The 14,665-nt window shown below is 66.7% G+C and carries 10 protein-coding genes; 3 read left to right on the forward strand and 7 right to left on the reverse strand.

Annotated elements, in window-relative coordinates; all coding sequences use genetic code 11:
• The first annotated feature begins 649 nt into the window (after positions 1–649).
• Both rpoB and ACTWQN_RS05320 read left to right on the forward strand, forming a co-directional pair.
• On the forward strand, positions 650–4,144 hold the full coding sequence (gene rpoB / locus ACTWQN_RS05315; RefSeq protein ID WP_443202187.1) for a DNA-directed RNA polymerase subunit beta: 3,495 nt from the start codon (positions 650–652) through the stop codon (positions 4,142–4,144).
• Between the two features lie 111 nt (positions 4,145–4,255).
• Complete coding sequence (locus ACTWQN_RS05320) at positions 4,256–8,167, forward strand: DNA-directed RNA polymerase subunit beta' (protein ID WP_443202188.1); 3,912 nt, start codon at positions 4,256–4,258, stop codon at positions 8,165–8,167.
• Positions 8,168–8,224: 57 nt separating this feature from the next.
• On the opposite strand, the gene ACTWQN_RS05325 is transcribed toward ACTWQN_RS05320, so the two are convergent.
• A complete protein-coding gene (locus ACTWQN_RS05325; protein ID WP_443202189.1) occupies positions 8,225–8,467 on the reverse strand; it encodes a type II toxin-antitoxin system RelE family toxin in 243 nt (80 codons plus the stop codon).
• The gene (locus tag ACTWQN_RS05330) at positions 8,467–8,859 is read right to left on the reverse strand and encodes a DUF6247 family protein (protein WP_443202190.1); all 393 of its coding nucleotides are present in this window, start codon (positions 8,857–8,859) and stop codon (positions 8,467–8,469) included. Before ACTWQN_RS05330 ends, ACTWQN_RS05325 begins: the two co-directional genes overlap by 1 nt.
• Positions 8,860–9,201: 342 nt before the next feature.
• Between ACTWQN_RS05330 and ACTWQN_RS05335 the strand changes: the two genes are divergently transcribed.
• Positions 9,202–9,975 (forward strand): hypothetical protein, encoded by a 774-nt coding sequence (locus tag ACTWQN_RS05335; RefSeq protein ID WP_443202191.1) that lies wholly within the window; start codon positions 9,202–9,204, stop codon positions 9,973–9,975.
• Positions 9,976–10,052: 77 nt separating this feature from the next.
• Here the strand turns inward: ACTWQN_RS05335 and ACTWQN_RS05340 are convergent, their stop codons facing one another.
• The 5 genes from ACTWQN_RS05340 to pdxR form a co-directional block, all read right to left on the reverse strand.
• Positions 10,053–11,282, reverse strand: a complete 1,230-nt coding sequence (locus ACTWQN_RS05340; protein ID WP_443202192.1) for a WXG100 family type VII secretion target — start codon at positions 11,280–11,282, stop codon at positions 10,053–10,055.
• Positions 11,279–11,641 carry a hypothetical protein gene (locus tag ACTWQN_RS05345; protein ID WP_443202193.1) on the reverse strand — a complete coding sequence of 121 codons (363 nt, stop codon included), beginning with the start codon at positions 11,639–11,641 and terminating at the stop codon, positions 11,279–11,281. The genes ACTWQN_RS05340 and ACTWQN_RS05345 overlap by 4 nt, the downstream gene beginning before the upstream one ends.
• A 2-nt stretch (positions 11,642–11,643) precedes the next feature.
• Positions 11,644–12,084, reverse strand: coding sequence for a YbaB/EbfC family nucleoid-associated protein (locus ACTWQN_RS05350; RefSeq protein WP_443202194.1), 441 nt, complete (start codon positions 12,082–12,084; stop codon positions 11,644–11,646).
• Between the two features lie 616 nt (positions 12,085–12,700).
• On the reverse strand, positions 12,701–13,102 hold the full coding sequence (locus tag ACTWQN_RS05355; RefSeq protein WP_443202195.1) for a DUF6319 family protein: 402 nt from the start codon (positions 13,100–13,102) through the stop codon (positions 12,701–12,703).
• A gap of 84 nt (positions 13,103–13,186) precedes the next feature.
• On the reverse strand, positions 13,187–14,578 hold the full coding sequence (gene pdxR / locus ACTWQN_RS05360) for a MocR-like pyridoxine biosynthesis transcription factor PdxR (protein ID WP_443202498.1): 1,392 nt from the start codon (positions 14,576–14,578) through the stop codon (positions 13,187–13,189).
• Between the last annotated feature and the right edge of the window lie 87 nt (positions 14,579–14,665).

Consider the following 14,665-nt stretch of genomic DNA (forward strand, 5'->3'; position numbering starts at 1 on the left):
CGGTCGTATCGCCGATATCGGACAGGTCGGTAAACAAGATCGAAACAAAACCAGAAGATCGAATTCGCGTCGCCGATGACTGCCGTGTTGACCGCCCTGTTGACGGTAAGTGCCGATGCGACTGCGCGGTGTGCATACCGTGGTTGGCCGCAATGGCTCCGTTCGGCCCAATCGTCTCGCCGAACATCGGTCGCGACCCCGGTTGTTGAGGTGCTCGTCACCTGTTCCGGGGGTCTCGGCGGGCCTGTCAAGCGCCGTTCGGCGGGGTGTTGGGCGAGTCGTTCCCGGGTCGCTTCGGTTACCCGAAAGTAGGCACCTGACCAGCGAAAACCATGCCGCTGATGGTCACGGCAGGTGATCGTGTCTTGCGCCACGAGGGTGATCGAAGCGTGATCTCTTGACTGCGAGCGCGCGCGGGTTCACTCTGGTCCTCAACACGGGGCTGGGCCGCCATCGGTGGGCCCCCTCGACAGCTGGCGTAGTTCCGGCTAGACTGCTACTTTGCGCTGCCCACTTTCCGTCTGCCCTGCACCGGGTCGTAGGATCGGCAGCGCCATTGCACCCTTGACAGCCGTGTTAGTGGATTGGGCCCGCCAGCTACTTTCACTGTCGCGGCTGTAGCCAGTTCAGAGTCCCGGAAGGACGCATCTTGGCAGTCTCCCGCGCGACCAAGGTCTCTGCAGCTTCCAACTACACGTCGGGGATCCCTGGGGCCCCCAAGCGGGTCTCGTTCGCGAACATCCGCGAGCCGTTGAACGTGCCGAACCTGCTAGACCTGCAGATCCAGTCCTTCGAATGGCTTGTCGGTAACGAGGCCTGGTTCCAGCGCCGGGTCGACGCCGGCGAGGAGAATCCGGTTGGCGGTCTTGAGGAGGTCCTCAGCGAGATCTCCCCGATCGAGGACTTCTCCGGATCGATGTCGCTGTCCTTCTCCGATCCACGCTTCGACGAGGTCAAGGCCTCCGTCGAGGAGTGCAAGGACAAGGACATGACCTATGCGGCCCCGCTGTTCGTCACCGCGGAGTTCACCAACCACACCACTGGCGAGATCAAGAGCCAGACGGTGTTCATGGGTGACTTCCCGATGATGTCGAACAAGGGGACCTTCATCATCAACGGCACCGAGCGGGTGGTGGTCTCCCAGCTGGTCCGTTCCCCCGGTGTTTACTTCGACCAGTCGGTCGACAAGACCACGGACAAGGACGTCTTCAGCGTCAAGATCATCCCCAGCCGCGGTGCGTGGCTGGAGTTCGACGTCGACAAGCGCGACACCGTCGGCGTCCGCATCGACCGCAAGCGTCGGCAGCCGGTCACCGTGCTGCTGAAGGCGCTGGGCTGGACGGCCGAGGCGATCCGCGAGCGGTTCGGCTTCTCCGAGACGTTGATGACGACCCTGGAGAAGGACCACACCGCCGGTACGGACGAAGCCCTGCTGGACATCTACCGGAAGCTGCGGCCGGGCGAACCGCCGACCAAGGAGAGCGCGCAGACGCTCCTGGAGAACCTGTTCTTCAAGGAGAAGCGCTACGACCTCGCTCGGGTCGGCCGCTACAAGGTCAACAAGAAGCTCGGCCTGGGCATGCCGTACGAGACCGGGGTGCTCACCGAGGAAGACATCGTCACCACGATCGAGTACCTGGTCCGGCTGCACGCGGCCGAGACCGACATGCCCGCCCGCGGCCAGGGCGAGGGCGCGACGGTCCCGGTCGAGGTCGACGACATCGACCACTTCGGCAACCGGCGCATCCGCACCGTGGGTGAGCTGATCCAGAACCAGGTCCGGGTCGGCCTGTCCCGCATGGAGCGGGTCGTCCGGGAGCGGATGACCACCCAGGACGTCGAGGCGATCACCCCGCAAACCCTGATCAACATCCGCCCGATCACGGCGGCGATCCGGGAGTTCTTCGGCACCTCGCAGCTCTCGCAGTTCATGGACCAGACCAACCCGATCGCGGGCCTGACGCACAAGCGGCGGCTCAACGCGCTCGGCCCGGGCGGTCTGTCCCGGGAGCGCGCGGGCATGGAGGTCCGCGACGTGCACCCGTCGCACTACGGCCGGATGTGCCCGATCGAGACGCCGGAAGGCCCGAACATCGGTCTGATCGGCTCGCTGGCCACCTTCGCGCGGATCAACCCGTTCGGCTTCATCGAGACGCCGTACCGCAAGGTCGTCGATGGCCGGGTCACCGACCAGATCGACTACCTGACCGCCGACGAGGAAGACCGCTACGTCAAGGCGCAGGCCAACGCGCCGATCGACGAGGACGGCAACTTCGTCGACGAGCGGGTGCTGGGTCGACGCAAGGGCGGCGAGGTCGAGCTGCTCGCGCCGACCGAGATCGACTACATGGACGTCTCGCCGCGGCAGATGGTCTCCGCCGCGACCGCGATGATCCCGTTCCTCGAACACGACGACGCCAACCGCGCCCTGATGGGTGCGAACATGCAGCGCCAGGCGGTGCCGCTGCTGCGCAGCGAATCGCCGCTGGTCGGCACCGGCATGGAGCTGCGCGCCGCGGTCGACGCCGGGGACGTGATCACCGCCGAGAAGGCCGGTGTGGTCGAGGAGCTGTGCGCCGACTACATCACGGTGATGGCCGATGACGGCACTCGCCGGTCGTACCGGATGCAGAAGTTCTCCCGGTCCAACCACGGCACCTGCATCAACCAGAAGCCGATCGTCAACGAAGGCGACCGGGTCGAGGCCGGGCAGGTCGTCGCGGACGGGCCGTGCACCGAAGACGGCGAGATGGCGTTGGGCAAGAACCTGCTCGTCGCGATCATGCCGTGGGAGGGGCACAACTACGAGGACGCGATCATCCTGTCCCAGCGCCTGGTCCAGGACGACGTGCTCACCTCGATCCACATCGAGGAGCACGAGGTCGACGCGCGCGACACCAAGCTCGGTGCCGAGGAGATCACCCGGGACATCCCGAACGTCTCCGACGACGTGCTGGCCGACCTCGACGAGCGCGGCATCATCCGGATCGGTGCCGAGGTGCAGGGCGGCGACATCCTGGTCGGCAAGGTCACCCCGAAGGGCGAGACCGAGCTGACCCCGGAGGAGCGGCTGCTGCGCGCGATCTTCGGCGAGAAGGCCCGCGAGGTCCGCGACACCTCGCTGAAGGTGCCGCACGGCGAGACCGGCAAGGTCATCGGCGTCCGCGTGTTCAACCGCGAGGACGACGACGAGCTGCCGCCGGGCGTCAACCAGCTGGTGCGGGTCTACGTCGCGCAGAAGCGCAAGATCCAGGACGGCGACAAGCTCGCCGGCCGGCACGGCAACAAGGGTGTGATCGGCAAGATCCTGCCCGCCGAGGACATGCCGTTCCTGTCCGACGGCACGCCGGTGGACATCATCCTGAACACCCACGGTGTGCCGCGACGGATGAACATCGGCCAGGTGCTGGAGACGCACCTCGGCTGGATCGCCTCGCAGGGCTGGTCCATCGACGGCGACGCCGACTGGGCCAAGCGGCTGCCCGACGACCTCTACGAAGTGGACCCGGGCACCAACACCGCCAGCCCCGTCTTCGACGGTGCGCGGGAGGAGGAGATCACCGGTCTGCTGGCCTCCACCAAGCCGAACCGCGATGGCGAGCGCATGGTGGGCCCCGACGGCAAGGCGCAGCTGTTCGACGGCCGCAGCGGGGAGCCGTACCCGTACCCGATCGCTGTCGGGTACATGTACATCCTCAAGCTGTCGCACCTGGTGGACGACAAGATCCACGCCCGTTCCACCGGGCCGTACTCGATGATCACCCAGCAGCCGCTGGGCGGTAAGGCGCAGTTCGGTGGTCAGCGCTTCGGTGAGATGGAGTGCTGGGCCATGCAGGCCTACGGCGCCGCGTACACGCTGCAGGAACTGTTGACGATCAAGTCCGACGACGTGGTCGGCCGCGTGAAGGTCTACGAGGCGATCGTTAAGGGCGAGAACATCCCCGAGCCGGGTATCCCGGAGTCGTTCAAGGTGCTGCTGAAGGAACTCCAGTCGCTGTGCCTGAACGTCGAGGTGCTCTCCAGCGATGGCGCGGCCATCGAGATGCGCGACAGCGAGGACGAGGACTTGGAGCGTGCCGCGGCCAACCTCGGCATCAACCTGTCCCGCAACGAGTCGGCGTCGGTCGACGACCTCGCGCACTGACCCTCGCCGCCGGTCTGCGGGAGCGATCTCGCGGACCGGCGAGCCGACCCAACCTGGCACCGCTGCCGCCACCACCCGGCAGTACCTTTCGATCAAGGGAGAAGACCCGACGTGCTTGACGTCAACTTCTTCGATGAACTCCGCATCGGTCTCGCCACGGCCGACGACATCCGCCAGTGGTCCTTCGGCGAGGTCAAGAAGCCAGAGACCATCAACTACCGCACCCTGAAGCCGGAGAAGGACGGGCTCTTCTGCGAGAAGATCTTCGGCCCGACCCGGGACTGGGAGTGCTACTGCGGTAAGTACAAGCGGGTTCGCTTCAAGGGCATCATCTGCGAGCGCTGTGGTGTCGAGGTCACCCGCGCCAAGGTTCGCCGTGAGCGGATGGGGCACATCGAGCTCGCCGCCGCGGTGACGCACATCTGGTACTTCAAGGGCGTCCCGTCCCGGCTGGGCTACCTGCTCGACCTGGCCCCGAAGGACCTCGAAAAGATCATCTACTTCGCCGCCTACGTGATCACCTCGGTGAACACCGAGCTGCGGCACAACGACCTGTCGACGCTGGAGAGCGAGATCAGCGTCGAGCGCAAGCGGGTCGCCGACCAGCGCGACGCCGACCTGGAGGCGCGAGCCCAGAAGCTCGAAGCCGACCTGGCCGCGTTGGAGGCCGAGGGCGCCAAGAGCGACCAGCGCCGCAAGGTCAAGGAAGGCGCCGAGCGCGAGATGAAGCAGCTGCGCGACCGGGCGCAGCGGGAGCTCGACAAGCTCGACGAGATCTGGGACACCTTCACCAAGCTGGAGCCCCGTCAGCTGATCGCCGACGAGCTCCTGTACCGCGAGCTCTACGACCGCTACGCCGAGTACTTCACCGGCGGCATGGGCGCGGAGGCCATCCAGTCGCTGCTGTCGACCTTCGACATCGGTGCCGAGGCCGAGCTGCTGCGCGAGACCATCCGCAGCGGCAAGGGCCAGAAGAAGCTGCGCGCGCTCAAGCGGCTCAAGGTCGTGGCGGCCTTCCAGGCCACCGGCAACGACCCGAGCGGCATGGTGCTCAACTGCGTGCCGGTCATCCCGCCGGACCTGCGGCCGATGGTGCAGCTCGACGGTGGCCGGTTCGCCACCTCCGACCTCAACGACCTGTACCGCCGGGTGATCAACCGCAACAACCGCCTCAAGCGACTGATCGACCTCGGAGCCCCCGAGATCATCGTCAACAACGAGAAGCGGATGCTGCAGGAGTCCGTGGACGCGCTGTTCGACAACGGCCGTCGCGGGCGTCCGGTCACCGGTCCGGGCAACCGGCCGCTGAAGTCGCTGTCCGACCTGCTCAAGGGCAAGCAGGGCCGGTTCCGCCAGAACCTGCTCGGCAAGCGCGTCGACTACTCCGGCCGTTCGGTCATCGTGGTCGGCCCGCAGCTGAAGCTGCACCAGTGCGGTCTGCCGAAGGAAATGGCGGTCGAGCTGTTCAAGCCGTTCGTCATGAAGCGGCTGGTCGACCTCAACCACGCGCAGAACATCAAGTCCGCGAAGCGGATGGTGGAGCGCCAGCGCCCGCAGGTGTGGGACGTGCTGGAAGAGGTCATCGCCGAGCACCCGGTGCTGCTCAACCGTGCTCCGACGCTGCACCGCCTCGGCATCCAGGCCTTCGAACCGCAGCTGGTGGAAGGCAAGGCGATCCAGCTGCACCCGCTGGTCTGCGAGGCGTTCAACGCGGACTTCGACGGTGACCAGATGGCGGTGCACCTGCCGCTGTCGGCCGAGGCCCAGGCCGAGGCGCGGATCCTGATGCTGTCCAGCAACAACATCCTCTCGCCCGCGTCCGGTCGGCCGCTGGCGATGCCGCGACTGGACATGGTCACCGGCCTGTACCACCTGACCCGTCTGGTGGACGGTGCCAAGGGCGAGGGGCTGGCGTTCTCGTCGGTCGGCGAGGCCATCATGTCCTTCGACCGCGGTGCGCTGGACCTGCAGGCCAAGATCAAGATCCGGCTGCGCGACGTGGTGCCGAACAGGACCCAGATGCCGGAGGGCTGGGAGCCCGGTCAGCCGTGGCTGGCCGAGACCACCCTGGGTCGGGTGTGGTTCAACGAACTGCTGCCCGAGGACTACCCGTTCGTCGACGACCTGCTGCCGAAGAAGAAGCAGGCCGCGATCGTCAACGACCTGGCCGAGCGGTACCCGATGGTCACCGTGGCGCAGACCCTGGACAAGCTCAAGGACGCCGGTTTCCACTGGGCGACCCGTTCCGGGGTGACCGTGTCGATCACCGACGTGGTGGTGCCACCGGCCAAGACCGAGATCCTGGACAACTACGAAGCCAAGGCGGACCAGGTCGAGAAGCGGTACCGCCGCGGTGCGCTGTCCTACCAGGAGCGCAACGCGGAGCTGGTCAAGGTCTGGACGGCCGCCAAGGACGAGGTCGCCGAGGCCATGGAGGCGAACTTCCCGGAGGACAACTCGATCAGCATGATCGTGAAGTCCGGGGCCGCTGGCAACATGACCCAGGTCGTCCAGCTGGCCGGGATGCGCGGTCTGGTGTCGAACCCGAAGGGTGAGTACATCCCGCGTCCGATCAAGGCGAACTTCCGCGAGGGCCTGTCGGTGCTGGAGTACTTCATCTCCAACCACGGTGCCCGCAAGGGTCTCGCCGACACCGCGCTGCGGACCGCCGACTCGGGTTACCTGACCCGTCGTCTGGTGGACGTCTCGCAGGACGTCATCGTCCGCGAGACCGACTGCGGCACCGAGCGCGGCATCCGGATGCCGATCGCGGAACTGCTGGACGATGGCAAGCTGTTGCGCGACGCGCACGTGGAGACCAGCGTCTACGCCCGCACCACGGCCGACGACGTCACCGACTCCGACGGCAACATCGTGCTGGCCCGCGGTTCGGACCTGGGTGACCCGGCGATCGAGAAGCTGCTCGCCGCCAACGTCACCAAGGTCAAGGTCCGCAGCGTGCTGACCTGCGAGTCGGGTGTCGGGGTCTGCGCGGTCTGCTACGGCCGCTCGATGGCCACCGGCAAGCTGGTGGACGTCGGCGAGGCCGTCGGCATCGTCGCCGCCCAGTCGATCGGTGAGCCGGGTACGCAGCTGACGATGCGCACCTTCCACCAGGGCGGTGTCGCCGGTGACGACATCACCACCGGTCTGCCGCGTGTCCAGGAGCTGTTCGAGGCGCGGGTCCCGAAGGGCAAGGCGCCGATCGCCGACACCTCGGGCCGGATCCGGATGGAGGACAACGACCGCTACTGGAAGATCACCATCATTCCGGACGACGGCGGCGAGGAGATCGTCTACGACAAGCTGTCCAAGCGGCAGCGGCTCGCGGCGATCTCGGTCGACGGCACCGAGCGGCAGATCGCCGACGGCGACCACGTCGAGGTCGGCCAGCAGTTGCTGGAAGGCGCGGTCGACCCGCACGAGGTGCTGCGCGTGATGGGCCCGCGCGAGGCCCAGCTGCACCTGGTGCGCGAAGTGCAGGAGGTGTACCGCTCGCAGGGTGTGGGCATCCACGACAAGCACGTCGAGGTGATCGTCCGGCAGATGCTGCGCCGGGTCATCGTCATCGACTCGGGTGCCACCGAGTTCCTGCCCGGTTCGCCGGTCGAGCGCTCGCAGTTCGAGGCAGAGAACCGCCGCGTCGTCGCCGAGGGCGGCGACCCGGCTTCCGGCCGTCCGGTGTTGATGGGCATCACCAAGGCGTCGCTGGCCACCGAGTCGTGGCTGTCGGCGGCCTCCTTCCAGGAGACGACCCGCATCCTCACCAACGCCGCGATCGAGGGCGCGAGTGACAAGCTGGTCGGCCTGAAGGAGAACGTGATCATCGGTAAGTTGATCCCGGCTGGTACGGGCATCAACCGGTACCGCAACATCCAGGTGCAGCCGACGGAGGAGGCGCGGGCCGCGGCATACGCGATCCCGTCCTACGACGACAGCTACTACACCCCGGATGTGTTCGGCACCGGCACCGGTGCGGCCGTCCCGCTGGACGACTACGACTTCGGTCGCGACTACCGCTGAAGTTGACCAAAGGGCCCCTGTCCGACTCCTCCGGACAGGGGCCCTTTTCCGTTCTCGTCAATACACGCCGACGATGCGGAGCACGATGATCCTCAATACGTGGTCAACGACTGCGTACTGGATGACGCCGTAATCGAATGTGGCTGAGTACTGGTCGTACCGCTTGTTGTACGTGCCGTGGGCTCTCGGATCTTCCTGAATCCGTTCAACAGCAGTTTTGAGGGCGACGCGGACCGCATCAGGCAACGCGTCCCATTCCCGTTCAGCTTCGGTGAGCCACCGAACTTCGTAGGTCGGCATCAGCGAGCACTCTTCTCCAGCACGTGGGAGAAGACCCAGTTCCCGTCGGGATCCCTGCGGTAGACGTGGTTGGTGCCGTCGGGTTGGGGGCGCCACGCTCCGGAGAAGACCGATTCGTCGCCGTTCTTGATGCGTTCGTGCACCTCGTTGACGTAGGGAGCTGGATTGGCGGCGAGGCATGCGACAGGCCACCAGCGGTCGACGACCTGCTGGACGCGGTTCAGGTCGAAGTCGTCGTCGGATTCCGCCATCGCCTGGTGGAATTCGCGCTCGAACTCGAAACCGCTCTCGGGATCCGTTTCGCTCAGGGTGCGACGGATGGCGGGACCGGTCCGGTCGACCACCACGTGCATCCGAGCGTAGTACCCCGCTGGAAAATCGTTGCTGGGCATGGTTTTCAACGTACCGAGCAGCGCCTCGGCCGGAAGTCCCCCGATCTGGTCATGCCTGCTTCTTCGGCGGCTGCTCGGATGATTTTCCGATTTGACGGTTGATCCACTCGCCGTCTTCCGAGTCGGGTTCGTCCGCGGCGGAGTGCGTCTCGTAGTACTCAGCTAGCTCCTCAAGACGAGCCCGAGGCATCGGGAGTTTAAAGATCGCGCATGCTTACCCCCGCACTCCGGTCGCGAGTTGCGCTCCGCATTGATCCGTTGAAAGCGGTAGTCGGCGATGTCGTTTTGTTTCGTGACGGGTGGTTGAGCGGCTAGCGTGTGCGGCGATGATCGGAGGTGGGGATGAACCAGCCTGGACAGCCGTTGGGTGTTCCGGTGGTCGAGTGGGCGCGGCGGCTCGGGTGGCGGGTTGCGTGGAACGTGCCCGACGAGGTGCTGGAGCAGTTGCCGGGTGCGCCTTTCCACCGGTACCGGCGCAAGTCCGTGCCGATCCTGTTGTCGGGGCTGTACCAGGCAATGCCCGCGATGGCGGTGCACATCGACTTCACCTCGAAGCACTCCAGCTCGACCGGTTCGCACTACTCGGCCAGCACGGAGATGTACGTGAGCACGTCGACCACCAACGAGAAGGTGTCGACCTGCGGCGCGGTGGTCCTGGAGTTGCCGTCGCCGGTTCCGGAGCTGGTGGTGGACGAGAAGCGCGACAAGATCGACGACGTCCTGGACCTGTTCAACTTCAACAGGTCCAGGGACGTCTTCCAGGGCGAGGCGGTGGACGTCGGACCGGCCGCGTTGCACTGCTACCACGTCTCGGGAGCCCCGCCGGAATTCGTGCGCTCGGTGGTGACCCTGGAGCGGACCCAGTGGCTCTACGGCGGAGGACTGGGCCCCGCACCCAACACCACCCTGGGCAAGGTCTACTTCCGGCTCTCGGGCCGCAAGGTCATCGTCTGGTGCGGCCGCAACTTCGAGGACACCGCAGTGCTAGACAGCCTCTTCGGCATCGCCCAAGAAATCCTGCGCTGGATTCCCCCGGCGGCCTACCAGGACCCAATCGCCGCCGAAGCAGACCGCCAACACACCCCACTACCCCAACTACAGGTCCCGTTCAGCTGATCTTTTCGAGGTGAAGGGCACCTTTGACCGGCTTACTCGGTCAAAGGTGCCCTTCACTCATCACCAGGTCGGGTGGTTTACCAGTTGAGGTTGCCGCTGATCGTTTCGTCTGGTGGGACTTCGGTGAAGCCGCCTTCCTGGGCTTGCTTCTCCAGGGCGTCCGCTGCCGAGCCGGTGCTGCTGGCGACGTTGTTGAGCACCGACATGCCGACTTCCTTCTTCCCGTAGCTCGGGTCGGCGGGTTGGCTGGTGCTGGTCTGTCCGGTGCGCGGATCCACGATGGGGTCGCCGTTGCTGTCGACCTTCGTGTGGGAGCCGTCCGCGTTGACCTTGGCGAGATCGCCGTCGCCGTCGACGGTGTAGCCGTCCTCCTTGGCCTTTTCGAGATTGCCCTTCGCGACCTGGTCGGCGATTCCCTTGCCATCGCCGAGTTCCTTCTTCGAACCGCCGAGGACCGTGCTGCCGATGTCGGCGAGGCTCTTGCCGCCGTCGCCGCCCGGCTTGCCGTCGGTGATCTGCTGGACGCTCTCGTAGATCCGGATCGCGTCGATGATCATCTTGATGATGGTGATCACCTTCATGATCTTGTCGATGATCGCCGTGATCTTCTGGATCTGCTGGGCGGCTCGGGCGCAGGTGATGCCCGCTTCGGCGGTGGTCACCGCGGTGGCCGCGGCGATCGAACCGCCGAAGGTCGGGCCAGCGGTTGCCGTTGCGGTGATCCAGGTGGTGATGGCCCAGGTCAGGAAGTCGGCGAGGATGCCCTTGATGACGCCCTCGGCCGCCTCCATCATGGTGCCGCTCATCTGCAGCAGTTGGGAGAGGTTGTTGGCCTGGCCGCCGGTCGCCTGCACGCCCTCGATGAACTTGGCCATCTTCTTGCGCAGCGCGTCGGCCGCCTCGCCGTCCCAGTCGACGAGTTCGGAGTCCAGGGTGTTCGTCAGGTTCTCGGCCAGCTGGTTGATTTCGCCCTGCACCCCGGCGAATGCCTCCGCACCTTTGGCCAGTGCCTCGCTGTCGCCGGTGACGAGTTGGATCGCGTCCCGCACCGGAGCCACGAAGTTGATTACGAACTCGACGCCGGTGCCGATGAGGAAGCTCATCGGGTCCAACGCGAAACTCGTCGCGCTGGACAGGTAGCTCTCGATGTCGCCCTTGAGCGCCTCGACATCGCCCTGCCCGGCGTGGTCGCTCGCGCTGACGATGTCCTTTACGAACGGCAACTTGCCGAACGCCGAGCCGTCGACCGGCGAAGCGGTCGGGTTGAGCGCGCTGTTCTCGCTGATCGCTTCCGCGTTGGTGGTCACCAGGAACCGCCTCCCCCACCGCTGCGGCTGTCGCCAGTGCCCTTGGCCAGGTCGCCGAACATCTTGATGAACATGTCGGCTATCGACTGGTCGGAGTCCTGGTATTCCTTGCCGCACGCGGTCAGGTCCGCGCCCGCTTTGCTCAGACCTTCGGCCATTTCGTCGAGGTGCTGCTCGAACTTCTCCAGCAGATCGCGGTAGGAGCTGTAGGTGGTGGCCAGGCCGAGCAGACCCCAGGAGACCTCGGGCACTTCGGCTGCCGCGGCCTTGTCCTTGATGGACTTCGCGTCGGCGTTCATGCGGTCGACGTTGCCGCCGCAACGCATGATCGCGTCGGCGGACGCTTTGTAGCCGGACATCGTCATCTCCCGCCGTCGAGGAAGGAATCCGGGAAGTCATCGTCGTCGGCCGGGTCGGCCTGCGGCTGATTGGTCGGCGCGCCGAACAGTTCGTCCTGGGTGCGCAGGACGCGTTCGCGGACATTGCTTTCCGGCACGTATTCCTGCACGATCTCGGCCTGCTTGCGAGCGGCCTCGGCGACCGCCTGCTGCAGGGTGCTCAGCACCGTGCTGGACAGTTGCGCGGGCGACTGGCGCAGCGCGTCCTGGGTGAACTGGATTCCGGTGACCCCGCCGGGGCTGGCGGTCACGGTCACCGAGCGGTCGGCGGAAGTGGCGGTGGCCTGCAGCTCGCTGATCTGCTCGCGCATTCGGCCGAAGTCGCCCATCCGCTCTTCGGCGCGGCGACCGGCTTCCTTCAGCGCCTCCAACTTGCGTTGCAGATCATCCAGATCCGCTGGCATGGCTCGCCTCCTCGGCGCAGTGCTGATTGGTTCTGATCGAGGATGATCGCTGATCAAGAGGCCTAATGGGGCCGGTACCGGAAAAATCGCAGAGTTGGCGCAACCTTTGACGACTCTCGCGTAATCGCTGGTCATCGCCAGTGGGCCGAACGAGTGATGTGCGAATTCCGTTCGAAATGCGCTGTGGAGTCCTCGATGGGCCATCGGGAATCCGGTTCGCGCAATCGGCCAGAACGTCGAATTGCCGGTCGTCTGCTTGGCGGTGCGCTGGTTGGAACGATCGCTGGAGCTCGCCGAAAGGCACTTCGGGCGGCGCGACAACGGAATTGGGCGACCGGCCGGTACGGGAGTTGCGGTACTCCCGGTGGATCTGGAAGTCTCGCACTGCGCAGCTACTGCGGAGTAATGCGGTCGGCGTCGACCAGGTCAGGACTGGGGCGGGCATGCCGTGTCGTCGAGGGGCCGACACGGCATGCCCCGGCCCGTGCTGGCGCACCTGCCGCCCCAAAGGGCTTGCGAGCAGCGAAATCTCGGGTTTCCGGTGTTGGTTTCGCAGCGGCGCAGCCGCTGCGCCCAACTGCTGGCCCGCGTGGTTGCGCCGCTGGTGAAACCGGTCCTAGCTTTCGAGCTCGGCGAGCGCCTTGCGGACCCGCTCGACCTCCGCTTCCAGTTCGGCGAGCTTCGCCTCGTGCTGCTCACGGGCCGCGCTCAGCACGCTTTCGATGGTGCTGGAGATGTCCTGGTGCAGCTCAGCGGCGGCCTTGGAAACCGCGGCCGCCGCAACCGGCAGGCTTTGCACGACGCGCTTGCCGGCGTGCATCAGATCGGCCTGCCACTCGCCGTCGGCGGTGCCGGTGACCGTCAGCGTGAGCTCGATCGTGCGGGTCTTCTTCGCGGTGCTCTGCTTGCGGGCTCGCGGCTTCTTCGGCGCTGCCTCGGCCGCCTCGTCGTCGGCGGTGGCCTCCGGCTGCTCGACCTGCGGGTCGGTCTGCTCGGTGTTGGTCTGTTCTTCGGTCAACTCTGTCTCCTGTGTGTCGCGGCGGGGGGAACCAGAATAGAACAGGTGTTCCCCAGTGGTGTGCGGACATGCTGCCCGATCGGGTCACCGCTGCAGAACGGTGACCAATGCTTCCAGCGCGGGGCGGAAGGCGTGCTCCGCGGGTGCGGCGTAGCCGATGACCACGCCGGGCGGGTGCTCGCCGGGCACGGTCCAGTACGGCCCGAGCACCTCTAGTTCCACCGAGTGCTTCCGCGCCCGAACCAGAACTTCTCGCTCCGTCGGTCCCTCCGGGTCGAGCTGCAGGGTGATGTGCAGTCCCGCCGAGATCCCGGCCGGGTAGGGCCGGTGGTTCGCGCGCATGCTGCCCAGCGCATCGCGGAGCAACTCCCGTCGCCTCCGGTACACCGCGCGCGATCGGCGGACGTGTTGATCGTAGGCGCCCGAGCGGATCAGCTCCGCCATGGCCAGCTGTTCGAACAGCGGGGCGTGCAGTCCGCTGTGCTCCTTGAGCGTGCGCACCGGCTCCACCAGTTGCGGCGGCAACGCCAGCCACGCGAGCCGCAGGGCAGGTGCGAGCGTCTTGCTGGCCGTGCCCGCGTAGGCGATGTGGTTGGGCGCCATGCCCTGCAGCGAGCCGATGGGCTGGCGGTCGAAGCGGAACTCACCGTCGTAGTCGTCCTCGATGATCAGCCGGTCCTCGGCCTTGGCGAGCTGGACGAGTTCCATCCGGCGCGCCGAGCTCATGGTGATGCCGAGCGGGAACTGGTGCGCCGGGGTGACGACCACGGCCCGGCTGTGCTGCTGCGCGACGTCGATGCCCTCGCAGTCCACCGGGACGCCCCGGACCGCCACGCCGAGCCTGGCGGGGATGTCGCGCAGGTGCGGCAGGGACGGGTCCTCGAAGTCGATCACATCCAGCCCCTGGTCGTGCAGGGCCTTGCTGAGCAGCGACAACGCTTGCGTGTAGCCGTTGCAGATGATGATCCGCTCCGGTGCGGTGGCCACCGCGCGCACCCGCGCGAGGTAGTCGGCGAGGGCCTCGCGCAGCGCCGGGTGACCCTGCGGATCGCCGTAGTCGAGGTCGCCGGGCGGGGTCGTCTGCAGGGCGCGGCGGCTGGCGGCCAGCCAGTCCCGGCGGGGGAACGAGCTGAGGTCCGGTCGGCCGGGCCGGAAGTCCCAGCGCGCCGCGGGGGTCTGCGGGCGGGGCGGGGCGGTCACCGGGTGCGGGCTCGCCAGCCGTTCGGCGACGGTGGTCGCAGCACCCTGGCGGGCCAGCAGGAAGCCCTCGGTGACCAGCTGGTTGTAGGCGCGGGTCACCGTGCCGCGGGCGACACCGAGGTCCTGCGCCAGTGCGCGGGTGGACGGGATCCGGCTGCCTGCTGGGAGGCGACCGTCGCGGATCGCGGTGCGCAGCGCCTCGGCCAGCTTGCGGCTGTCGGGTCGGCCCACCCAGTCCAGGTGCAGGTCCAACGAAGTGGACCATCCAACTGTCACAGCCATCGACCCTACCGCCGTCCCAGGTGCGCGTACCCGGACTTCGGGCCAGGTCGCGGCGCGGCGGCCGGCGCCGGATTCGGGCAA

This window comes from Saccharopolyspora antiqui (genome assembly GCF_052246905.1).
In the GTDB taxonomy this organism is placed as follows: domain Bacteria; phylum Actinomycetota; class Actinomycetes; order Mycobacteriales; family Pseudonocardiaceae; genus Saccharopolyspora.

What these genes read in the sequence shown, in the direction of transcription:
- ACTWQN_RS05335 (WP_443202191.1), top strand. Translation starts at nt 9,202, where the DNA reads ATGAACCAGCCTGGACAGCCGTTGGGTGTTCCGGTGGTCGAGTGGGCG.
- ACTWQN_RS05330 (WP_443202190.1), bottom strand. Translation starts at nt 8,859, where the DNA reads ATGCCCAGCAACGATTTTCCAGCGGGGTACTACGCTCGGATGCACGTG.
- ACTWQN_RS05325 (WP_443202189.1), bottom strand. Translation starts at nt 8,467, where the DNA reads ATGCCGACCTACGAAGTTCGGTGGCTCACCGAAGCTGAACGGGAATGG.
- ACTWQN_RS05345 (WP_443202193.1), bottom strand. Translation starts at nt 11,641, where the DNA reads ATGTCCGGCTACAAAGCGTCCGCCGACGCGATCATGCGTTGCGGCGGC.
- ACTWQN_RS05350 (WP_443202194.1), bottom strand. Translation starts at nt 12,084, where the DNA reads ATGCCAGCGGATCTGGATGATCTGCAACGCAAGTTGGAGGCGCTGAAG.